The 22,018-nt window shown below is 66.1% G+C and carries 16 protein-coding genes; 4 read left to right on the top strand and 12 right to left on the bottom strand.

Annotated elements, in window-relative coordinates:
- Positions 1 to 107 precede the first annotated feature (107 nt).
- Genes acnD through EA796_RS19190 form a run of 4 tightly spaced genes read right to left on the bottom strand, consistent with a single transcriptional unit; the run spans position 108 to position 5,507 of the window.
- Entirely contained in the window at positions 108 to 2,717 is a 2,610-nt protein-coding gene (gene acnD, locus EA796_RS19205; protein WP_122109767.1) for a Fe/S-dependent 2-methylisocitrate dehydratase AcnD, read from the bottom strand.
- Positions 2,717 to 3,871, bottom strand: a complete 1,155-nt coding sequence (prpC, locus tag EA796_RS19200) for a 2-methylcitrate synthase (RefSeq protein WP_021445816.1) — start codon at positions 3,869 to 3,871, stop codon at positions 2,717 to 2,719. The genes acnD and prpC overlap by 1 nt, the downstream gene beginning before the upstream one ends.
- Positions 3,872 to 3,903: 32 nt before the next feature.
- The gene (gene prpB, locus EA796_RS19195; protein ID WP_122109766.1) at positions 3,904 to 4,788 is read right to left on the bottom strand and encodes a methylisocitrate lyase; all 885 of its coding nucleotides are present in this window, start codon (positions 4,786 to 4,788) and stop codon (positions 3,904 to 3,906) included.
- Entirely contained in the window at positions 4,785 to 5,507 is a 723-nt protein-coding gene (locus EA796_RS19190) for a GntR family transcriptional regulator (RefSeq protein WP_021445814.1), read from the bottom strand. Before EA796_RS19190 ends, prpB begins: the two co-directional genes overlap by 4 nt.
- Before the next feature lie 299 nt (positions 5,508 to 5,806).
- Here EA796_RS19190 and EA796_RS19185 point away from each other — a divergent pair, with 299 nt between their 5' ends.
- From EA796_RS19185 to EA796_RS19175, 3 genes are read left to right on the top strand one after another with little or no spacing between them, the layout of a single operon-like run.
- Positions 5,807 to 6,343 carry an ATP-dependent zinc protease gene (locus tag EA796_RS19185; protein ID WP_021445813.1) on the top strand — a complete coding sequence of 179 codons (537 nt, stop codon included), beginning with the start codon at positions 5,807 to 5,809 and terminating at the stop codon, positions 6,341 to 6,343.
- Positions 6,344 to 6,349: 6 nt separating this feature from the next.
- A complete protein-coding gene (locus EA796_RS19180) occupies positions 6,350 to 7,876 on the top strand; it encodes an inactive transglutaminase family protein (RefSeq protein ID WP_021445812.1) in 1,527 nt (508 codons plus the stop codon).
- 4 nt (positions 7,877 to 7,880) lie between these two features.
- The gene (locus tag EA796_RS19175; protein ID WP_021445811.1) at positions 7,881 to 8,864 is read left to right on the top strand and encodes an alpha-L-glutamate ligase-like protein; all 984 of its coding nucleotides are present in this window, start codon (positions 7,881 to 7,883) and stop codon (positions 8,862 to 8,864) included.
- Positions 8,865 to 8,947: 83 nt separating this feature from the next.
- Here EA796_RS19175 and EA796_RS19170 read toward each other — a convergent pair whose 3' ends face one another.
- The 7 genes from EA796_RS19170 to EA796_RS19140 form a co-directional block, all read right to left on the bottom strand.
- The gene (locus tag EA796_RS19170) at positions 8,948 to 10,090 is read right to left on the bottom strand and encodes a MalM family protein (protein WP_122109765.1); all 1,143 of its coding nucleotides are present in this window, start codon (positions 10,088 to 10,090) and stop codon (positions 8,948 to 8,950) included.
- 4 nt (positions 10,091 to 10,094) lie between these two features.
- Complete coding sequence (locus EA796_RS19165; RefSeq protein ID WP_122109764.1) at positions 10,095 to 11,684, bottom strand: outer membrane protein transport protein; 1,590 nt, start codon at positions 11,682 to 11,684, stop codon at positions 10,095 to 10,097.
- Positions 11,685 to 11,702: 18 nt separating this feature from the next.
- Positions 11,703 to 12,707: a flagellar protein FilC gene (locus EA796_RS19160; RefSeq protein ID WP_031303833.1), complete on the bottom strand. Its 1,005-nt coding sequence runs from the start codon at positions 12,705 to 12,707 to the stop codon at positions 11,703 to 11,705.
- Positions 12,708 to 12,745: 38 nt separating this feature from the next.
- Complete coding sequence (locus tag EA796_RS19155; RefSeq protein WP_021445807.1) at positions 12,746 to 13,507, bottom strand: C39 family peptidase; 762 nt, start codon at positions 13,505 to 13,507, stop codon at positions 12,746 to 12,748.
- A gap of 85 nt (positions 13,508 to 13,592) precedes the next feature.
- Positions 13,593 to 14,015 (bottom strand): DUF6160 family protein, encoded by a 423-nt coding sequence (locus tag EA796_RS19150; protein WP_021445806.1) that lies wholly within the window; start codon positions 14,013 to 14,015, stop codon positions 13,593 to 13,595.
- Between the two features lie 240 nt (positions 14,016 to 14,255).
- Positions 14,256 to 16,979 (bottom strand): LuxR C-terminal-related transcriptional regulator, encoded by a 2,724-nt coding sequence (locus EA796_RS19145; protein WP_122109763.1) that lies wholly within the window; start codon positions 16,977 to 16,979, stop codon positions 14,256 to 14,258.
- The gene (locus EA796_RS19140) at positions 16,976 to 19,690 is read right to left on the bottom strand and encodes a LuxR C-terminal-related transcriptional regulator (protein ID WP_122109762.1); all 2,715 of its coding nucleotides are present in this window, start codon (positions 19,688 to 19,690) and stop codon (positions 16,976 to 16,978) included. Before EA796_RS19140 ends, EA796_RS19145 begins: the two co-directional genes overlap by 4 nt.
- Positions 19,691 to 19,855: 165 nt before the next feature.
- On the opposite strand from EA796_RS19140, the gene pabB reads away from it, so the two are divergent.
- Positions 19,856 to 21,199: an aminodeoxychorismate synthase component I gene (gene pabB / locus EA796_RS19135; protein WP_122109761.1), complete on the top strand. Its 1,344-nt coding sequence runs from the start codon at positions 19,856 to 19,858 to the stop codon at positions 21,197 to 21,199.
- A gap of 52 nt (positions 21,200 to 21,251) precedes the next feature.
- Here pabB and thrH read toward each other — a convergent pair whose 3' ends face one another.
- The gene (gene thrH, locus EA796_RS19130) at positions 21,252 to 21,869 is read right to left on the bottom strand and encodes a bifunctional phosphoserine phosphatase/homoserine phosphotransferase ThrH (protein ID WP_122109760.1); all 618 of its coding nucleotides are present in this window, start codon (positions 21,867 to 21,869) and stop codon (positions 21,252 to 21,254) included.
- Positions 21,870 to 22,018: the final 149 nt, after the last annotated feature.

Below are 22,018 nucleotides of genomic sequence, written 5' to 3'. Positions count from 1 at the left end.
GTGAGTCCTGGCTGGAAGATAAATGAATCCCAGGGTGGATCACGCCTCACCGATCCACCGTGGAACCAGCCACGGTGGATGGAAAAAGCGCCATCCACCCTACGAAATCAGGCGACCGCGCCTTCGAGGAAGTCCTTGGCGAAGCGCTGCAGCACGCCACCGGCCTTGTACACGCTGACGTCGGCAGCGGTGTCCAGGCGGCAGGTCACCGGCACCTTGACCACCTCGCCGTTGCGGCGATTGACCACCAGGGTCAGGTCGCAGCGCGGCGAAATCTCGCCCTCGATGTCGTAGGTCTCGGTGCCATCCAGGCCCAGGGTCAGGCGGGTGGTGCCCGGCTTGAACTCCACCGGCAGCACGCCCATGCCCACCAGGTTGGTGCGGTGGATGCGCTCGAAGCCTTCGGCCACGATCACTTCCACACCGGCCAGGCGCACGCCCTTGGCCGCCCAGTCGCGGGACGAACCCTGGCCGTAGTCGGCGCCGGCGACGATGATCAGGTTCTGCTTGCGGTTCATGTAGGTTTCGATGGCCTCCCACATGCGCATCACCTTGCCTTCCGGCTCGACGCGGGCCAGCGAGCCCTTCTTCACCTGCCCATCGACCACGGCCATTTCGTTGACCAGCTGCGGGTTGGCGAAGGTGGCGCGCTGCGCGGTCAGGTGATCACCGCGGTGGGTGGCGTAGGAGTTGAAGTCCTCCTCCGGCAGGCCCATCTTCGCCAGGTACTCGCCGGCCGCCGAGTCCGCCAGGATGGCGTTGGACGGCGACAGATGGTCGGTGGTGATGTTGTCCGGCAGGATCGCCAGCGGACGCATGCCCTTGAGCGTGCGCTCGCCAGCCAGCGCACCTTCCCAGTAAGGCGGGCGGCGGATATAGGTGGACATCGGCCGCCAGTCGTACAGCGGGCTGTCGGCTTCCTTCACCGTCCCGAGGTCGAACATCGGGATATAGATCTGCTTGAACTGCTCGGGCTTCACGCTCGCCGCGACTATGGCGTCGATCTCCTCGTCGCTCGGCCACAGGTCCTTGAGGGTGATGGGATTACCCTGGGCATCGGTGCCCAGCGCATCCTGCTCGATATCGAAGCGCACGGTACCGGCGATCGCATAGGCCACCACCAGCGGCGGTGAGGCGAGGAAGGCCTGCTTGGCGTAGGGGTGGATACGGCCGTCGAAGTTGCGGTTACCCGAGAGCACGGCGGTGGCGTACAGGTCGCGGTCGATGATTTCCTTCTGGATCTTTGGTTCCAGCGCGCCGGACATGCCGTTGCAGGTGGTGCAGGCGTAGGCGACGATGCCGAAACCGAGTTTCTCCAGTTCCGGCAGCAGGCCGGCCTCCTCCAGGTACAGCTTGGCGACTTTCGAACCCGGTGCGAATGAAGTCTTGACCCAGGGCTTGCGCACCAGGCCCAGGGCGTTGGCCTTCTTCGCCACCAGACCGGCGGCGATGACGTTGCGCGGATTGGAGGTGTTGGTGCAGCTGGTGATGGCGGCGATGATCACCGCGCCGTCAGGCATCAGGCCCTGGGCCTCTTCGCCCTTGCCGGCTTGCAGCTTGGTCTCGTCGGCAATGCCGCGCTCGGCCAGCGCCGAAGTGGGCAGGCGGCGATGCGGGTTGCTCGGGCCAGCCATGTTGCGCACCACGCTGCCCAGGTCGAAGCGCAGCACACGCTCGTACTCGGCGGTCTTCAGCGCATCGCTCCACAGGCCGAGGGTCTTGGCGTAGTTCTCCACCAGTGCCACCTGCTCCGGCTCGCGACCGGTGAGCTTGAGGTAGTCGATGGTCTGGCCGTCGATATAGAACATCGAGGCGGTGGCGCCGTATTCCGGGCACATGTTGGAGATGGTGGCGCGGTCGCCGATGGTCAGGCTGTCGGCGCCCTCGCCGAAGAACTCGACCCAGGCACCCACCACGCGCTCCTTGCGCAGGAACTCGGTGATGGCCAGGACGATGTCGGTGGCGGTGATGCCGGGCTGGCGCTTGCCGGTCAGCTCGACGCCGACGATGTCGGGCAGACGCATCATCGACGGATGGCCGAGCATCACCGTCTCGGCCTCCAGGCCGCCGACGCCGATGGCGATCACGCCCAGGGCGTCGACGTGCGGGGTGTGCGAGTCGGTGCCGACGCAGGTGTCGGGGAAGGCCACGCCGCCGCGCGCCTGGATCACCGGGCTCATCTTCTCCAGGTTAATCTGGTGCATGATGCCGTTGCCGGCCGGGATCACGTCGACGTTCTTGAACGCGGTCTTGGTCCAGTCGATAAAGTGGAAGCGGTCCTCGTTGCGCCGGTCCTCGATGGCGCGGTTCTTCTCGAAGGCATCCGGGTCGAAGCCCGGCGCCTCGACGGCCAGCGAATGGTCGACGATCAACTGGGTCGGCACCACCGGGTTGACCTTGGACGGATCGCCACCCTGCTCGGCGATGGCGTCGCGCAGGCCGGCCAGGTCGACCAGCGCGGTCTGGCCGAGGATGTCGTGGCAGACCACCCGCGCCGGGTACCAGGGGAAATCCAGGTCGCGCTTGCGATGGACCAACTGCTCCAGCGCGGCGGTCAGTTCCTGCGGATCGCAGCGGCGTACCAGCTGCTCGGCGAGCACGCGCGAGGTGTAGGGGAGCTTGTCCCAGGCGCCGGCCTGAATCGCCTCGACCGCCTCGCGAGCGTCGAAGTAATCCAGCGCGGTGCCGGGCAGGCTTTTACGGTATTGAGTGTTCATCACTTGCGCTCCTTGAGCGGCACGAACTTCAGGTCTTCGGGGCCTGTGTAGTTGGCGCTCGGGCGGATGATCTTGCCGTCGATGCGCTGCTCGATGACGTGCGCGGACCAGCCGGCGGTGCGGGCGATGACGAACAGCGGAGTGAACATGGCGGTGGGCACGCCCATCATGTGGTAGCTCACGGCGCTGAACCAGTCGAGGTTGGGGAACATCTTCTTGATTTCCCACATCACGCTTTCCAGGCGCTCGGCGATGTCGAACATCTTGGTGTTGCCCTGCTCCACCGACAGCTCGCGGGCCACTTCCTTGATCACCTTGTTGCGCGGGTCGCTGACGGTGTAGACCGGGTGACCGAAGCCGATCACCACTTCCTTGCGCTCGACGCGGGCGCGGATATCGGCCTCGGCATCAATCGGATTGTCGTAGCGCTTCTGGATCTCGAAGGCCACCTCGTTGGCGCCGCCGTGCTTGGGCCCGCGCAGCGCGCCGATGGCGCCGGCGATGCAGCTGAACATGTCGGAGCCGGTGCCGGCGATCACCCGCGAGGTGAAGGTCGAGGCGTTGAATTCGTGCTCGGCGTACAGGTTGAGCGAGGTGTGCATGGCGCGCACCCAGGAATCACGAGGCTTTTCGCCGTGCAGCAGGTGGAGGAAGTGGCCGCCGATGGAGTCGTCGTCGGTTTCCACCTCGATGCGCTTGCCGTTGTGGCTGTAGTGGTACCAGTACAGCAATGCGGACCCGAGGGACGCCATCAGCTTGTCGGCGATATCGCGCGCGCCCGGGTGGTTGTGGTCGTCCTTCTCCGGCTGCAGGCAGCCGAGCACGGACACCGCGGTGCGCATCACGTCCATCGGGTGGGCGGATGGCGGCAGGGTTTCCAGGGCGGCCTTGACGCCGGCCGGCAGGCCACGCAGGGCCTTGAGCTTGGCCTTGTAGCCGGCCAATTCGGCGACATTGGGCAGCTTGCCATGCACCAGCAGGTGAGCGATTTCCTCGAACTCGCAGCGGTTGGCGAAGTCGAGCACGTCATAGCCGCGGTAGTGCAGGTCGTTGCCGGTGCGGCCGACGGTGCACAGGGCGGTGTTGCCGGCGGCGGTGCCGCTCAGGGCGACCGATTTCTTCGGTTTGAAGCCGGCAGTGGTTTCGGCGCTCATCTCTTATCTCCTCGAATCCGGTTGATGCATTGTTATTTTTTCGCGGCGAACAGCGCGTCGAGCTTCTGCTCGAAGGCGTGGTAGCCGATGCGGTCATAGAGTTCGGCGCGGGTCTGCATCAGCTCGATCACGTCCTTCTGGTGGCCGTTCTGGCGGATCGCGGTGTAGACCGCCTCGGCTGCCTTGTTGGCGGCGCGGAAGGCCGACAGCGGGTAGAGCTGGATGGCCACGCCGACCGAGGCCAGCTCGTCGCGGGAAAACAGCGGGGTGGCGCCGAATTCGGTGATGTTGGCCAGCACCGGCACCTGCAGTGCCTCGACGAAGCGCTTATAGGTCGGCAGGTCATAGGCGGCCTCGGCGAAGATGCCGTCGGCGCCGGCCTCGACGTAGGCCTGGCAGCGCTCGATGGCGGCATCGACGCCCTCGGCCTGGATCGCGTCGGTGCGGGCGATCAGGAAGAAATCCGGATCGGTCTTGGCGTCGGCGGCGGCGCGCACGCGGTCGACCATTTCCTCGCAGGAGACGATTTCCTTGCCCGGACGGTGGCCGCAGCGCTTGGCGCCGACCTGGTCCTCGATATGGGCGGCGGCGGCGCCAGCCTTGATCAGGCTCTTGATGGTGCGCTCGATATTGAAGGCCGAAGGGCCGAAGCCGGTGTCGATATCCACCAGCAGCGGCAGGTCGCACACGTCGGTGATGCGGCGCACGTCGGTGAGCACGTCATCGAGGGTGTTGATGCCCAGGTCCGGCAGACCCAGGGAGCCGGCCGCGACGCCGCCACCGGACAGGTAGAGGGCCCTGAAGCCGGCGCGCTTGGCCAGCAGCGCATGGTTGGCGTTGATTGCGCCGATCACCTGCAACGGCGTCTCGATGGCGAGGGCCTGGCGGAAGCGCTGGCCGGGGGAAAGCTGACTCATGACTCACCTCGTTTCTTGGCTGTCTTGGACTGAGCATCCAGATAATGGCGCTCGATATTACGTTTGGAGGCGCCGATATGGCGGCGCATCAGGAGTTCGGCCAGCTCGCCGTCACGCTCGGCGATGGCATCGAGAATGCGGTGGTGTTCGGCGAAAGCCTGGCGCGGCCGGTTCGGCACCGAGGAGAACTGCAGGCGATACATGCGCACCAGCTGATACAGCTCGCCGCAGAGCATCTTGGCCAGGGTCTCGTTGCCGCTGCCCTGGATGATCCGGTAGTGGAAATCGAAATCGCCTTCCTGCTGGTAGTAACCCCGGCCGGCCTGAAAGGCCTCGTCGCGTTCGTGGGTGTCCAGCACCCGGCGCAGCTCGTCGATCTCGCCCTGGCTCATGCGCTCGGCGGCCAGGCGACAGGCCATGCCTTCCAGGGATTCGCGGATCTCGTACAGCTCGATCAGCTCGGCGTGCGACAGCGACACCACTCGCGCGCCGACATGGGGCACGCGCACCAGCAGCTTTTGCCCTTCCAGACGGTGGATCGCTTCGCGCAGCGGCCCGCGACTGATGCCGTAGGTGCGCGCCAGCTCGGGCTCGGAGATCTTGCTGCCGGGGGCGATCTCGCCTTTGACGATGGCGGCCTGGATCAGGCGAAAGACGTGCTCGGAAAGCGTCTCCGAATCGGCCTGGGGCGCAGCGGTGAGCGTTGAATCGATCAACATGATTGTCGACACCATGGCTATGCAATGGCGAAAAAATAAGCTAACACCCGGTTCTTGTCAAAGAAAAATTAGTCATTGTCGACAATCTGCAGTCGGCTACTCCGCCAGCCAACCGCCGACCTTACTTGCAGAAAGCTACATAAGCGTCTGTCAGCACGGAAAAACCCCATGCTAGAATGGCGCCCGCTCAGACCGGGCCTTGCGCCCGGCCATGCCTGCTAGACTCCTGGCAAGCAAACGCGCCGGTCATCCGCCGCCAGTCGCCCACACGCCCCTGGCAACATTCCCTTCAAGGACTTATGACACTCAAGCCCTTCGCCTTGTTGCTTTGCCTGCTGGCCCTGTCCTGCCCGAGTCTCGCGGTGGGCAAAACCGTCTATGGCCTCAACGAATACACCCGCGTGCTCGACTTCGACCTGGAAGTCGCCGCCAAACTCGATACCGGCGCCAAGACCGCCTCGCTCAGCGCCCGCGACATCAAACGCTTCAAGCGCGACGGCGAGACTTGGGTGCGTTTCGTCCTGGCCATCGACGGCGGCCAGGAGCAGACCATCGAACGCCCGCTGGCGCGGATCAGCAAGATCAAGCGCCGCGCCGGCGACTACGACCCGGATGAAGGCAAGACCTACACGGCGCGCCCGGTGATCGAGCTGCAGCTGTGCATGGGTCAGGCCCTGCGCACCATCGAAGTGAACTTGACCGACCGTAGTGCATTCCAATACCCGCTGCTGATCGGCTCCGAAGCGCTCAAGCACTTCGAAGCCCTGGTCGATCCAAGCCTTAAATACGCCGCCGGCAAACCCGGCTGCGACTCTGACGCAACCCCTGGCGAGTAACTCCCCATGCGCTCTCTGAACCTGCATCTGAAAGTCCTGATCACCTTGTTGGTGGCCCTGGGCGTTCTGATTACGGCATACCAAATTTTCATCCTCGGCATTCCGGTGACCGAAGACGAGACCGACGACCTGTGGAACATCGACGCCAAGGTCGAGTTCCAGGCCAGCCCGCGCGAGCCGGTCAAGCTGCAGATGTACGTGCCGCCGCTGAACCAGGACTACGTCAGCCTCAACGAGAGCTTCATCTCCAACAACTATGGCGTCAGCGTCAACCGTGCCGACGGCAACCGCCGCGTCACCTGGTCGGCCCGTCGCGCCAGCGGCAAGCAGACCCTCTACTACCGCCTGGTGCTGACCAAGCGCTACAGCGGCGAACAGACGCCGGCCAAGGGGCCGATCTTCCGCGACAGCATCCCGGTCGAAGGTGCGGAGAAGATCGCCGCCGACGCCCTGCTCGCGCCCATCCGCCAGCACTCGGCCGACGTCGAAACCTTCATCAGCGAGACCATCAAGCGAGTCAACAACGCCAATGACGACAACGTCAAGCTGCTGCTCGGCGGCGACGCCTCCACGGCCAACAAGGCCAAGGTGATCGACCTGCTGCTGTCCATCGCCCACGTGCCGATGGAGCGCGTGCACACCATTCGCCTGCAGGCCGAGACCAGCCAGTCGCCGGAACTCTGGCTGCGCAGCTTCAACGGCGAGAAGTGGCTGTACTTCAACCCGGAAAGCGGCGAACAGGGTCTGCCGGCCGACCGCCTGGTGTGGTGGATCGGCGATGGCGACCTGGTCAGCCTGGAGGGCGGCAAGCAGGCGCAAGTCAGCTTCAGCCTGAACAACAGCGAGATGAACGCCATTCGCCTGGCCAAGCTGACCGACGAAACCACCGACGCCGACTTCCTCGAGTACTCGCTGTACGGCCTGCCGCTGTCGACCCAGCAGACCTTCCAGATCATGATCGTCATCCCCATCGGCGTGCTGGTGATCCTGATCCTGCGTAACCTCGGCGGCCTGCAGACCCTCGGCACCTTCACCCCGGTGCTGATCGCCCTGGCCTTCCGCGAGACCCAGCTGGGCTTCGGCATCTTCCTGTTCACCGTGATCACCGCACTCGGCCTGTCGCTGCGCTCCTACCTGGAGCACCTCAAGCTGCAGATGCTGCCGCGCCTGTCGGTGGTACTGACCTTCGTCGTGGTGCTGATCGCCGCCATCAGCCTGTTCAGCCACAAGCTGGGCCTGGAGCGCGGTCTGTCGGTGGCGCTGTTCCCCATGGTGATTCTGACCATGACCATCGAGCGTCTGTCGATCACCTGGGAAGAGCGCGGCGGCAGCCATGCCTTCAAGGTCGCCATCGGCACCCTGGTCGCCGCCACCCTGGCGCACCTGCTGATGAGCGTGCCGGAGCTGGTGTACTTCGTGTTCACCTTCCCGGCGGTGCTGATGATCCTGGTGGGCTTCATGCTGGCGATGGGTCGTTACCGCGGCTACCGCCTGACCGAACTGTTCCGCTTCAAAGCCTTCCTCAAGGACTAACGCCATGTTCGGCCTGATCAAGACGTGGAAGGCCCTTGAAGCCAAGGGCATCATGGGCATCAACCGACGCAATGCGGACTACGTGCTGAAGTACAACAAACGGCACCTCTACCCCATAGTCGACGACAAGATCATCACCAAGGAGCGGGCCATCGAGGCCGGCATCGACGTGCCCGAGCTGTACGGCATCATCGACACCGAGAAAGGCATCGACAAGCTCGACGAGATCATCGCCGGGCGCACCGACTTCGTCATCAAGCCGGCGCAAGGCGCCGGCGGTGACGGCATCCTGGTGATCGCCGACCGCTTCGAGGAGCGCTTCAAGACGGTGTCCGGCAAGATCGTCAGCCACGAGGAGCTGGAGCAGCAGATCTCCAACATCCTTTCCGGCCTCTACTCGCTGGGCGGCCACCGCGACCGCGCGCTGATCGAGTACCGGGTGACCCCGGACACCATCTTCAAGAGCATCAGCTACGAAGGCGTGCCGGACATTCGCATCATCGTGCTCATGGGTTATCCGGTGATGGCCATGCTGCGCCTGCCGACCCGTCAGTCCAACGGCAAGGCCAACCTGCACCAGGGCGCCATCGGCGTCGGCGTCGACCTGGCCACCGGCGTGACCCTGCGCGGCACCTGGCTGAACAACAAGATCAGCAAGCACCCGGACACCACCAACGCGGTGGACGGCGTGCAACTGCCGAACTGGGACGGCTTCATGAAGCTGGCCGCCGGCTGCTACGAGCTGTGCGGCCTGGGCTACATCGGCGTGGACATGGTGCTGGACCAGGACAAGGGCCCGCTGATCCTCGAGCTCAACGCCCGCCCCGGTCTGAACATCCAGATCGCCAACGACTGCGGCCTGACCCACCGCGCCCACGCCGTCGAGGCACGCCTGGAAGAGCTGAAGAAGAAAGGCATCCAGGAAAGCCCGGAGGAACGCGTGCGCTTCTCCCAGCAGCTGTTCGGCCACGTCCAGCAGAACGCCTGACGGCGCCGAGACGATGAAAGGTCCCGGTCAAATGACCGGGCCCTTTCATTTGTAGGTTGGCGCCAGGCGCAGCGAAGTCCAACCTAGCGCACGATCGCCAGTTCGAAGCCCCCCTCGTCGGCATGGGCATGACGCTGCATGCCCGCCGCATCGGTCGCCAGCGCCTGCAGCGGACGCTTGAACGGCTTGTTGTCGAGGGTCTGCAGGGCGCGATCCTCGTCGGTGGTGAGCAGCAGCACGTAGCGCTCGGCGCGCACCTGCACCGTGCCCTCGATAAAGGCGTAGCGATACCAGGTTTCCGGGTGCAGCTGGTACACCGCATCGCTGACCAGGCGCGTCGGCCGCTTGGCCTCGTCGAGAAACAGCAACGAGGGATAGACCACCTGGCGATTGGCGAAACTGCGCACGCGCAGGCCGTAGGTCTGGCGCGATGCCGGCAGCTTCAGCGCCGCGTAGTAGCTGCGGCCCATGGGGAACTCGAAGCTGGGCGAGAAGCGGTCGAGCTCCTCGTAGCGCGGCTCGTCGGCGGACAGCGCGGTGAAATCGCTGTCGCGCAGCTGGCCGCAGCAGCGTGTCAGCAATTCGCCGTAGAGGCCGTCGCCTCGGCTCTGGCTGCCGGCCAGCAGCGCCTGCATGGCCGCGGTCGGCTGGCCGTCGAGCAGCGGCAGGGCCGGCTGGCCGCGCTCGAACTCGATCTGCCGGCCCTCGCTGTAGCGCACCGACGCGCTTTGTCCGCTGCCACTGGCACCTCGCTGGCCGGCGACGACCGGCGAGTTGTGCATCCGCCCCTGCTCGTCGACCCAGGTGTAATAGGGGCTGTCGTCGCCGTCGCGAACGAAGCCGCGCCCCTCCAGGACCGCCGAATCGATGTAGTCCCCTGCCCGCTCGCCGCTGGCCAGCAGGCGGTCGCGGCGGGCCACGCCTGCGACCTGCTCGCCGGCATAGAAACTGTTCTGCAGCTGGCCGCTGCCGTCGACCCAGGTGAAATAGCGGCGCTTGCTCTCGCCGGTGCTCGGCGCACTGCCCGGCCAGGCGCCGCCGTCGCCGAGGCGGGCCTGATCGCTCTGCTGCGCGCGGCGCTGGGCCAGGCGCTGCTGCTCGGCAAAGCGGGTATCGACGAAGGTGTTGTGCACCCGGCCGAGGTCGTCGACCCAGGTCAGGTAGCGGCTGCTGGCAGCGGCATGCATCAGCGGCAGCAGCATCAGGACGAACAGCAGACTGCGCATCGCCTCAGAACCTCGAGGTGTAGGTCATGGAGAAGATATAGGCCTTGACCGTGGTTTCGACATTGAGCCCGGCATAGGGGTTGTAGACCAGGTTGTCCAGGCCCTCGCAGCTAAGGTTGCAGCTGCTACCGGCGGGGATGTTCTGCTTGGAGACGAAGTAGTTGAAACCGATGTCGATGCTGCTGTCCTTGTCCCAGCGGTAGCCCAGGCCCAGGCCGTAGAGATCGCCGTCGCCCACCGGCGCCAGCACGTCGGCCTTGTCCTTGGGGATGGCCGAGGGGCGGTATTCGTAACCGGCGCGCAGGGCCAGGCGGTCGTTGACCTCGTACTGCACGCCCACGCCCCAGCTCCAGGTGTCGCGGTAGCCGCGGTCGAGGATGATGCTGCGATCGGTGGCGTTGCCGCCGCCGAAGGTCTTGGCGATGCGCAGCAGGTCCAGTTCGCGGTCGAACTCGATCTCGAAGTTGTTCCAGTCGCTGTAACCGACCCAGCGCAGGTCGAGGTTGAACTGCCACTTGTCCAGCGGGCGCAGCTTGATGCCGGTGCTGAAGGCATCCGGGTAGGTCAGCTTGAGCGAGGCATTGCCGCTCTCCTCGTCGGCGCCGTAGGGAAACAGCGGGCTGAGCACCTGGCCGAACAGCGAGCCCTGCAGCCCCGACCAGAACCCGGCCCAGTCGTCCGTGTAGTCGATGCGGTACTTGCCCTGCAGGTTCATCCGCGCCTCGCTCTGGTAGGTGGCGCCCCAGGCGAACCAGTCGGTGGGCTCCCAGAGGATGCCCAGGTTGTAGGTCGGCGACAGGCTCTGCTGCAGGTCCAGATCGAGGTTGGCCAGCGAGTCGAAGGGGCCGATCTTGCCGCTGCAGACGTTGATGAAGGGCCCGAGGATCTCCTCCAGACCGGGCAGGCACAGCGCCTCGTTGAGGATGCGGGTCAGGCCGGTGAGCATGCCGGGGTTGCGGAAATCCTGGTTGAGCGCCACGGCCTGGTGCGAGAAGCCAACGGACAGCCCCACGGAGAGTTCATCGTTGACCTGATAGGCCAGCGAGGGGGAAAAGTAGGTGATGCGCTGCAGCGAGACCTGGCGCCCCTGGAAGCGCCCCGGGTCGCTGTCCGAATCGCGCGAATAGCCCAGCGCCATGGGCGCGTAGACGTTGGTGGCGAAGGTGAACTTCGAGCCCGGCGGGTTGATCGACAGCCCCGCCAGCGGTGCCACCAGCACCGGCAGCTCGGTCATGCCGCCGACGCCGGGCAGGTACATGGTCGGCGTCAGGGTGCGGCTGCTGGAATTCTTGAACGGGTCGTCGTCGAAGCCCATGAAGCCGTAGTCTTGCTTGGCCTCGAATTCGGCGCGGATGTCCATCACCCCGCTGAGCAGCTTGACCGTGGTCTGCCGGCCCTTGAGCTTGCTCAGCGCGGCCGGGTTGTAGTGCACGGCGTCGATGCCGGTGGAATCGGCGGTCACCGCGTTGCCCATGGCCATGGCCTTGGGATTGCCGATGGTCAGGTTATTGGCCAGCTGGGCCTGGGCCTGCAGGGCGCAGCCCGCGCTCAGTCCGACCAGCAGCACGGCCTGCAGCGTCGCAAGATGGGTCATATCGGCTTCGCTCGCTGCTTATTCGGCCTTGAGGCCCTTGATGTCCAGGGGCATGGAGACGCCGAGCAGGACATCGGGCGAATCTTCGGTCATGCCGAAGCCGGCGTTGACGTTGACGATATGGTTCGGCGAGGTGCGCAGGCCGAGGGAGAAGTTCATCACCGCGCTGGTCTGCTCGCTGCCTTCGAAGCTGGCGTCGCTGAACTTGAACTTCGGCGCCAGGTTGTGCGCCATCTGGAACGAGGTGGCCAGCGACACGTCGTAGGACAGCGCGTAGGCGAAGCCCATGCTCAGCGACAGGCTCGAGCCCGGGTCGACCTCTTCCAGCAGGCGGCCGGCGCGCACCTGGTCGGCGTCGCGGATCGGCAGGTTGTAGGTGTAACCCAGCGAGCCGAACAGCACGACCGGGTCGATCACGTAGGACAGGTTGGCGCCGACGCCCAGGCTGTAATAGCCGTTGCCGCTGGACAGGCCGTTGTCCAGGCTGACGTCGTAAGGGCTGTCGCCGGTGGGCAGGCCGAGGGTGGCGAACAGCGTGGTGACCGGCCGCCCGCGCGCCGACGACCAGGGCTGCCAGCGCAGGCTGGCGGAGACGTCGCCGAGGCTGTAGGTGCTGAGGTCGCGCTCGGTGTCGTACTTGGCCAGGAACGGCACGCGCATGCTGAAGGTCAGGTTGTCCCACACCCCGTAGTCGAAGGTGAAGGAGTTGGTGAAGGTGTGCTGCGCCTCGCTCTGGCCGATCACGCTGAACACGTTGCTGCCGGTGCGCACGGTCTGGATCTGGGTATCGCGCAGCAGCGAGTAGTCGAAGCCGTAGGTCAGGGTGCGTTCGCCCTTCTTGAGCAGGGTGTAGCTCTTCTCGGCGGCCTGGAACACCTCTTCCAGCGCCTTGGCGCTGTCGGCGTCGTCTTCCTTCTTGGTCAGCGCCTCGCGCGCCTCGTCGACCGTCGCCTCTTCGGCGCAGGCCGGCTGCGCCATGGCCAGCGCCAGCGCGGCCAGCCCTGCGTACCCCCAAACTCCCATGACGCTATCCCCAGGTCGTTATTGTTATGCCGGGTGAATCACTTGCGGCGAATGTATTGAATGTCGCCCCCCGATCCCAGCTGATCGGCCTGATTGGCGGTGAACTTGGCCATCTGCGGAAACTCGCGGAAGGCCAGCAGACTGATGGTGCGGTCGTCGATGATGCGCAGATCGCGGTCGGTCAGGGCCATGGCATTGGCCGGCTCGTTGCCGCTGGGAAAGATCACGAACAGTACGTTCTGGTCCCAGATCTGCTCGAAGCGCACGCGGGTGAAGCTGATATTGCCCAGCGCCGGATCGGCGACGAAGACGTGCTCGTTGTAGACGTCGCGCACCACCACGAAATGCTTGAAGCCGGCATACTCGATCGGCACGATGGCCGGGTGCTCGAGCTGCTCGAGGTCGGCGAAGTCGGCGCGAAAGCCGCCGCTCTTGTAGCCCAGCGCGGTGACGAAGCGCTTCATGTCGAGCAGCGAAAAGCCGCGACGCTCGACGATCTTCTCCGCCTCGCCGAAATGCAGCAGCCCTTCCATCACCTGACGCTCTTCCAGATTGCGCCCCAGGTAGTAGTCGAGCAGGGTGGTCAGCGCCGCGGAACCGCAGCTGTAGTCGTAGGCCTGGCGGATCACGTTGCGAAACTGCAGTTGGCTCATCGGCTCCAGCACCACCGACTCGCGCAACGGGCCATTGGGCACCAGCGGCTGGCTGATATTCACGACTCCGGCAGGTTGCGGCTTGGTGTCGACCGCCTCGGTAAAACCGTACAAACCGATCAGGCTGCCCACGAGAATCTCGATCATTGGTCAATCCGCGACTGCGTACAACGAAGCAGGAAGCCCCGCCGCGCCTGGCGACAGGGCTCCTGTGGATCGGGTCAAACGAGGATCAATGACCCCAGACCTTGACGGTGGAGCCGGCCATGTCCAGGCCGTTGATGGCCAGACCGCCGATGCTGTTGGCACCGATCTTCACCGCGGCCACCGACACACCGCCGTTGATGCCCGGCAGGCCGATTTCCAGCTTGCTGTCGACCACGTCGATGGTCAGCGGGTTGCTTTCGTCGATGTTGAAGCCGGACAGGGTGACGGTTTCCAGGGTCAGGCTGTTGCTGCCGTCGGTGACGCCGGCTTCGGTGTCGGTGTAGACGATGGAGCCGATGGTGGCGTCGAAGTTACCGGCGATGCTGATCCCGGCCTGACCGGTCACACCGGCCAGATCGGCGTCGTCCAGCGCCTTCAGGTCGGCCTGAGCCATGAACGGAACGGCCATGATGGCGGCGGCAAGAGCGAGTTTTTTCAGGGTCATCATTGTTGTTATCTCCACAGTTCTAATGGGGGTTCCCCGGGGCTCTGCCGGCGACTCCCTGTCGCGAGCAGCTGGATCGGCTCATACCGATCACCAGGCCTGCCGCTGCTTCCCTAAGCGCGCCAGGCTTGGATTCGCGAAGCACCGTGCTTCTCGACCTGGCTACAAGCTACTAACCCCCTCCCCGACTGCCAGCCCATCCAAGGGATGGAGCACGGCCGCTCACTTTCCTCACCGGACAGCTCAGGCCTCGCTGAGCAGGCCCAGGCTCTTGCCCTTGAGTACCGCCTGGGTGCGGCTGCGCACCCCCAGCTTGGAAAACAGGTTGTGCAGGTGCCACTTGATGGTGGCCTCCGACAGGTGCACCGCCTGGGCGATATCGCGGTTCGACAGGCCCGCCGCCACCAGCCGCAGGATCTCCCGCTCGCGATGACTAACATCCTGATTTTCCTCGAAACTTTCCGGATCTATGGCCATTCGTCGACATTGCTCGCGGAGCAGTTCGGCGACCCCCTGCCAGGCCGCGGCGCGCTTGGGTTCGGCGCTGCTCCAGGCGTCCCAGAGCGGCAGCAGCCACAGCGCATCGTCCTGGAACAGGCGGCGGTAGCCGCACTGCCAGGCCTCCTCCAGCGTCGCGCGGAGCAAGGCGAAGGCTTTTTCGCTGTTACCTTTGCGCCAGTACGCCACAGAAAGTAACAGGGCCAGACGCAGCCGGCGGTCGCGCTGGTGCTCGGCGCCCTGCTTGGCCAGGCAGGCTTCCAGACTGGCCTGGGCTTTTTCCACCCGGCGCTCGGCCAGGGCCAGACGCGCCTGGCTCAGGGCCAGGGCGGTATGGGCATCGCCATAGCGTTCGATGGGCAGCGCCGCCAGGTGTCGCTCCAGCTGCAGGTAGATGCGCTGCGCCTCGTTGGGCCGGCGCAGCCACAGCAGGAACTGCACCTTGCAGCCCATGCCCAAGGCGAATACCCGCTCGTAGCCCGGGCCCTGCAGGCCGGCCAGCCACTCGTCGAGCTCGGCCAGCCCCTGCTCGGCCTCGCCGGCGAAGAACCGCGCGCGCGCCATCACCAGCTTGCCGCGGCTGATCAGCTCCACCGGCGTGGCCACGTCGCGCCAGGTGGTGGCCAGCGGCAGTTCGGCGAGAATGGCGCCATGCCGATCCTGTTCGTAGAGCAGGTCGGCGTAGGCCAGGCCCAGCGGCCCGCCGACCCGACTGCGCCGGCCGAACACCTGCTCGACCCGCGCCCGCGCGGTTTCCGCCAGGGCGCGACCACGCTCCAGCTCGCCGTATTCCTTGCAGATCAGCGCCTCGATCAGGCTGGCCATCACGTGCAGGTATTCGCTCTCGCACTGGCGCAGGTTCTCCCGCGCCACGGCGATGGCCTTGGCCGCTTCGCCAAATTCGCCGAGCAGGGCGAACGCCGCGGCCTGCACGCAGGCCAGGCTGGCGCGGAACACCGGCTGGTTCTGCGGCACCAGCGCCAGCCAGTGCCCGGCCACCTTGAGGCAGGCCTCCAACTTGTCCTGGTACAGCAGCACCAGCGCCTTGAGCACCTGCGCCGCCGCCAGCAGCTCGATCAGGCCGAAGTGCATGCCCTTGCCGCGCCCCTGGGTCAGGCGCGTGCTGACCTCCTCGATCAGCGCCTCGGATTCGGCGAACTTCTGCTCGAAGGCCAGCTGCCAGGCATAGAAGATCTGGAACACCGGCTGCTCGCCGATCACCACCGGCGGCACGTCCTTGAGGATGGCGAGGATGCCGTACACCCGGTTGCCGGCGATCAGCCGCGCGCCCTGGCGCTCAAGCAGTTCTGCGGCGAAAGCGTAGTCGCGGGCGCGCAGGGCGTACTTGATCGACTTGTCGGCCAGGTCGCGGCCCTCGCACCAGCGTGCCGCGGCGTGCAGCAGGTGGGCCGGATCGCCGCGCTTGGCCAGGCGGCCCTGGAGGAATTCGGAGAACAGGTGGTGATAGCGGAACCACTCGCCCTGCTCGTCCAGCGGGATCACGAACAGTTGCTCGCCCTGCAGCCGACGCAACATGTCGCGTCCGTCGCGGCGGCCGGTCAGGGCGTTGCACAGCTCGGCGTTGAATTCGTCGAGCACCGAGGTCTGATCGAGAAACAGCTGCAGCGCCTCGGGCAGGCTGGCCAGCACGTCCTCGGCCAGGTAGTCGGCGATATCGCGTTCGGCGCCGGACAGCCCGGCGAGAAAGGCGGCGCGATCCTGCTGGCGCGGCAAGGCCAGCGCGGCCAGGTGCAGGGCGGTGATCCAGCCCTCGGTACGCGCATAGAGCTGGTTGAGCTCGCCCTCCTCCAGCGCCAGCTGCTTGATTTCGCGGAAGTAGGCGGCGGTCTCGGCGCGGCTCAGGCGCAGGTCCTCGGCCTTGAGCCAGAAGGCCCAGGCGCCGAGCGACGGCGGCTCGTCGAGAAAACGCGGCTGGTAGCGCGTGCTGACCACCAGGTGCACGTGCCTGGGCAGGCGCTCGACCAGGTAGCGCGCCCCCTGGCCGAGGGACGGATGGCGGATGCGGTGGAAGTCGTCGAGCATCAGGTAGAGCGCGTGCGGCAGGCCCTTGAGGTCGTCGATGAAGGCGTCGATCACCGCCTCCAGCGGCCAGCTGATGTCGCCCTGCAGCAGCGCCGAGGCGCTGCTGCCGAACCCCGGGCAGGCCAGTTCGATGGAAGCGATCAGGTACTGCAGAAAACGCGGCGGCTCGCTGTCGGCCTCGTCGCACGACAGCCAGGCGACGCGCGCGCCCTGCGCCTGCAGGCGCCGTCGCAACTGGCTGAGCACCGTGCTCTTGCCGAAGCCGGCCGGCGCGCTGAGGAGCAACAGGCGTTGTTCGCGCGCCGCCAGCAGACGCTCGAGCAGCGCCGAGCGCTCCAGCAGCGGTGCGCCTTCGCCATGGGCGGGATAGAGCTTGGTGCGCAGCAGGGGAAACGCCTGCAGGCGGGGTTGGTTTTGACTGGTCATGATTCGAGTAGGCTCAGCTCGCGGGCGCGACGGATGGCTTGGGTGCGATTACGCACCTTGAGCTTTTCGTAGATGTTGTGCAGGTGCCATTTGACGGTCCCCAGGGCCAGCGACAGCTGCTGGCCGATCTCGTCGTTGGACAGGCCCTTGGCGGCCAGGCAGACCACTTCGCGCTCGCGCTCGGTCAGTCCCTCCTCCAGCACGTCCAGGGCCTGGCGCGACTCCTGCCCCGGCCAGATCGCCAGCAGGCTGCGGATGAAACCCTGCAGCGCCGGCTGGCGCTCGGCGGCTTCCAGCTGCTGCAACAGCAAGCGAATGGCCTCGCCTTCCTCGACGAACAGGCTGCGCGCCTCTTCCCGCTCGGCACCGATCAGGCATTGCACCAGCAGGCTCTGTGCCCGTTCCTGATAGCCCAGGCGCTGGTAACTGAGCGCCGCCAGCAGGTCCAGGCGCAGCCGCTGCAGGCCGTGCCAGCCGTTCTGCAGCTGGCTGCGCAGCTGGGTGATCTCGTGCAGCGCCTCGCTGTAATGGCCGCGCGCCTGTTGCAGGCGAATGCGGGTCAAGCCCAGCACCCAGAGCACCGGGTTGAAGCTGCGCTGCTTGTAGTGCGCCGCCAGCTTGTGCCAGTCCACCGCCTTCAAGCGCTGCTCGGCGCGCTTGCTGCGGTCGGCCGCCGGCTCCTGCAGGATCAGGGCGATCTCCTCGCCCACCGCCTGCACGTAGAAGCGCCAGGAATGGTTGCGCGCCGCCAGGTTCTGCATCAGCACCAGGGTCGCGGCCGCCTCCTTGGGTGCGTCCTGCATGCGCTGCACCCGCGCCAGGCAGAGCATGGCCTGGGCGTAGAGATCGATGGGGTTGATCACGTCGACCGTGGCCAGAGCCCAGCGCAGACGCTCCTGCAGCCCGGCAAGCCGCCCCTGGCGGTAGGCGATCAGCGCCTCGGTGATGGTCGGCAGGGCCAGGGCGCGGGACTTCTCGCCGAACCAGGGCATCACCCGCGCACGCAGCTGCTCGAACAGCAGCTGCGCCTGCTTGATCCGTCCCTGCTCCAGGCACAGCAGGATTTCCACGTTGGCCAGCTGCATGTCCAGGTAGCGGCCTTCGAGAAAATGGTTGCGCTGCTGCGCCAGGGCCAGCAGGCGGCGCGCCGGCTCGGCCTGGCCGAGCATGACCTGGGCCAGGGCGCCGACCGTGAGGATCGCCACCTCGAGAAAGGCGGTGTGCTGGCCGAGCTGTGCCTCGATGCGCCGCGCCAGGCTCACACAGGTGTCCAGGTCGTCCTTCTGCAGGGCGATCACCGCCTTGATCGCCAGGGTGGCCAACAGCTTGTCGCTGAGCGGCCCGCTGCTGCGCGACTCGCCCCAGCGCTCGAGCAGCTCGTCGAGCATGCGGTTGGCTTCGCTCAGGCCGAGTTCGGCGGCGCGGGTCCAGACGTCGGCGAGCACCAGCACGGGAAAACGCCCGGCGATCTCGTCCGGCACGTGCTGGCGCCACTTGTAGATCAGGTTGAGCTGGCCGCGATTGATCAGCTCCAGGCCGCAGCCGTCAAGCAGCGCGGCGAGCATCTCGGCGTCCTCGGCCAGGCAGGCGTGCTCGATGGCCAGGTTCTGCATGTGGTGATTGGTGAACCACAGGCTGGCATTGAAATGCAGCTGCTTGAGGCGTTCGGGGTCGCGTTCCTTGAGACGGTTGCGGAGGAATTCGGCGAACAGGTTGTGGAAGCGGTACCACTGTCGCTCGCGATCCAGCGGCAGGAGGAACAGCTGCATGGCTTCCAGCTCCTCCAGCAGGCGCTGGCCGTCCTGTCGGCCGGTCAGCGCGTTGGCCAGATCGCCGCTGAGCTGCTGCGCCACGCCGAGGGCCAGTAGCTGCTCCTGGCGCTCGAGCGGCAGTTGCTCGAACACCGAGCGCAGCAGGTAGTCGCCCACCGCGTGCTGCTCCGCGCCCAGCTCGGCCATGCGCGCGCCGGGCTGGGGCTGATGACGCAGCCACAGGCTGGCCAGGTGCACGCCGACCATCCAGCCCTCGGTGTGGCTGTACAGCGCGCGGAACGCCTCGGCATCGAGCTGCAGGCCGCTGCGTTCGAGGTAGCTGCGCGCCTCCTGCGGGTTGAGGCGCAGCTCCTCGCTGCCGATTTCCAGCAGCAGCCCCTTGGCGCGCAGCGTGGCTAGGTTCAGCGGCGGTTGCGAGCGGCTGCCGATGGCCAGGGTGAAGTTCGGCGGCGCCAGCTTGACCAGGCGATTGAGCGAGCCGAGCAGCTCGCCGTCCTGGATCAGGTGCAGATCGTCGAGCACCAGCAGCAGCGGCTCCTGGCGCTGCGCCAGATCGACCAGCAGGCTTTCCATGACGGCCTCGACCGGCACGCGCATGGTGTTGCGCAGGTAGCCCAGGGCGTCGTCGCCCAACCCGGGCAGCGCGCGGCCGAGGGCCTCGAGCAGTTGCTGGAAGAAGCGCACCGGCTCGTCGTCGCCAGGGCCGAGGGACAACCAGGCGATGCCGGCACCGGCGCTGCGGCGCTCGGCGGCGAACATCGCCAGGGCGGTGGTCTTGCCGAAGCCGGCGGGAGCGGAAAAGAGCACGAGGCGGGCATGCGGATGGGCTGAAAGCGCGGCTTCAACCTGGGGCCTTGCCAGATGGTCGGTGGAGGCCTGGGGCGGCGAGAGTTTCGAGCGCAGCAGGCTTCCAGCGGCTGGATCTATAACTTCATCCATGGCCTGGATCCCTTCGTTAATTATTGTTCTGGTACGGCGGTTCAACGTTCCGGCACGGCCTCATACTAATCAGCCGGCGGCTCCCGAGTAAACCCGGGCGCAAGCTCTAGGATGAATGTTAGCGGCAGACTACAATCGCCCCTTCAGCCCTCTCGACTGCCACGCATGCCTAGCTGCTCCCTGCATTCCCTGCCCTACCGGGCCGATCCCGCCGAGTATTTCCAGCGTATCCGTCAAGCTCCCGGCGCCGTGTTGCTGGATGCCGGCCGGCCGGGCGCCGAGCGTGGACGCTATGACCTTATGAGCGCCTGGCCATTGGCAGAGCTGGCGCCAGCTGCCGACGAATCGGCCAACGACTTCCTCGCCCGCCTGCGTGCCGCGTTGCAGAGCCTCGGCCCGGCCGAGGTGCCGGCCGGCAGCGCGCTGCCGTTCGTCGGCGGACTGATCGGCTACCTCGCCTACGACTTCGGCCGGCGCCTGGAGCGCCTGCCCGCGCACAGCCGCGACGACCTGGCCTTGGGCGATGCATGCTTCGGCCTGTACGGCTGGGCGCTGATCAGCGACCACCTGCTCGGCACCAGCCAGCTGCTGTTCCACCCGGCCCTGGCGCCGGCCGAACGCACGCGCCTGTGCCAGCTGTTCACCACGCCGGCAGCCGACGCGGATGCGCACTTTCGCCTGCTGCAGCCGTTTCGCGCCGATCTCGACCAGGCCGCCTACCGCCGCGCCATCGAGCGCATCCAGGGCTATATCCTGGCCGGCGACTGCTACCAGGTGAACTTCGCCCAGCGCTTCCAGGCGCCATGCGAAGGCGATCCCTGGGCCGCCTACCAGGCCCTGCGCCGGGCCTGTCCGACGCCCTTCGCCGGCTTCCAGCGCCTGGCCGACGGCAGCGCCATCCTCAGCCTGTCGCCGGAGCGCTTTCTCAAGGTCAGCGCTGGCCAGGTCGAGACCCGGCCGATCAAGGGCACCCGCCCGCGCGGCGCGGATGCGGCGGACGACCAGGCGCAGGCGCAGGCGCTGCTAGCCAGCAGCAAGGACCGCGCGGAAAACCTGATGATCGTCGACCTGCTGCGCAACGACCTCGGGCGCAGCTGCCGCATCGGCTCGGTGCGGGTGCCGGAGCTGTTCGCCCTGGAGAGCTACCCCAACGTGCACCACCTGGTCAGCGCGGTGACCGGCGAGCTGGCACCGGGCAAGGACGCCCTGGACCTGCTCGCCGGCAGCTTCCCCGGCGGCTCCATCACCGGCGCGCCGAAGATCCGCGCCATGCAGATCATCGACGAGTTGGAGCCGACCCGCCGCGGCCTGTACTGCGGTTCGCTGCTCTACCTGGACGTGCGCGGCGAACTGGACAGCTCCATCGCCATCCGCAGCCTGCTGGTCAAGGACGGCCAGGTCAGTTGCTGGGGCGGCGGCGGCATAGTCGCCGACTCCGACTGGCAGGCCGAGTACCAGGAGTCCATCACCAAGGTGAAGGTGCTGCTGCAGACCCTGGAAAGCCTATGAGGCAGAAAGCACAAGGCCCGCAACTGCGGGCCTTGTAGCATTGCGGCGAGCCTTACAGGCTCAGCTGGCGATTGGACGCCTTGAGGAACTCGCGCTTGAGGTCTGCATAGCTGTGCACAGCCGGGAACTGCGGGAACTCGCGGATCACGTTGTCCGGGGCATGGAACAGGATGCCGGCGTGGGCCTCGCTGAGCATGGTAGTGTCGTTGTACGAATCGCCGGCGGCGATCACCCGGTAGTACAGGCTCTTCAGCGCGATCACCGACTGGCGCTTGGGGTCCTTCTGACGCAGCTGGTAACTCACCACCCGATCGGTCTCGTCGGTGATCAGCTTGTGGCACAGCAGCGTGGGGAAGCCCAGCTGACGCATCAGCGGCTGGGAGAATTCGTAGAAGGTGTCGGAGAGGATCACCACCTGGAAGCGCTCGCGCAGCCAGTCGACGAACTCCACCGCGCCGTCCAGCGGCTTGAGGGTGGCGATCACTTCCTGGATGTCGCGCAGCTTCAGGCCGTGCTCGTCGAGGATGCGCAGGCGCTGCTGCATCAGCACGTCATAGTCGGGAATGTCCCGGGTGGTCGCCTTGAGCGACTCGATGCCGGTTTTTTCCGCGAAGGCGATCCAGATCTCCGGGACCAGCACGCCTTCCAGGTCGAGACACGCGATTTCCACAGGCCACTCCTCGATTGAGCTTGAAAGAAGGCGGCACTCTAACGGCTCGCCAGAAGCCGCGCAACGCAGCCCTTATAGCCAAGTAGTGCAGTAACAAGGGGTATTGGTTATTTAGACGCATAACCGGCTTTTGCTACCATCGCCGCCAG

This window comes from Pseudomonas sp. AOB-7, from assembly GCF_003696305.1.
GTDB lineage: Bacteria > Pseudomonadota > Gammaproteobacteria > Pseudomonadales > Pseudomonadaceae > Aquipseudomonas.
The sequence above is the reverse complement of the archived record's forward strand: the minus strand, read 5'-3'. Positions and strand labels throughout refer to the sequence as shown.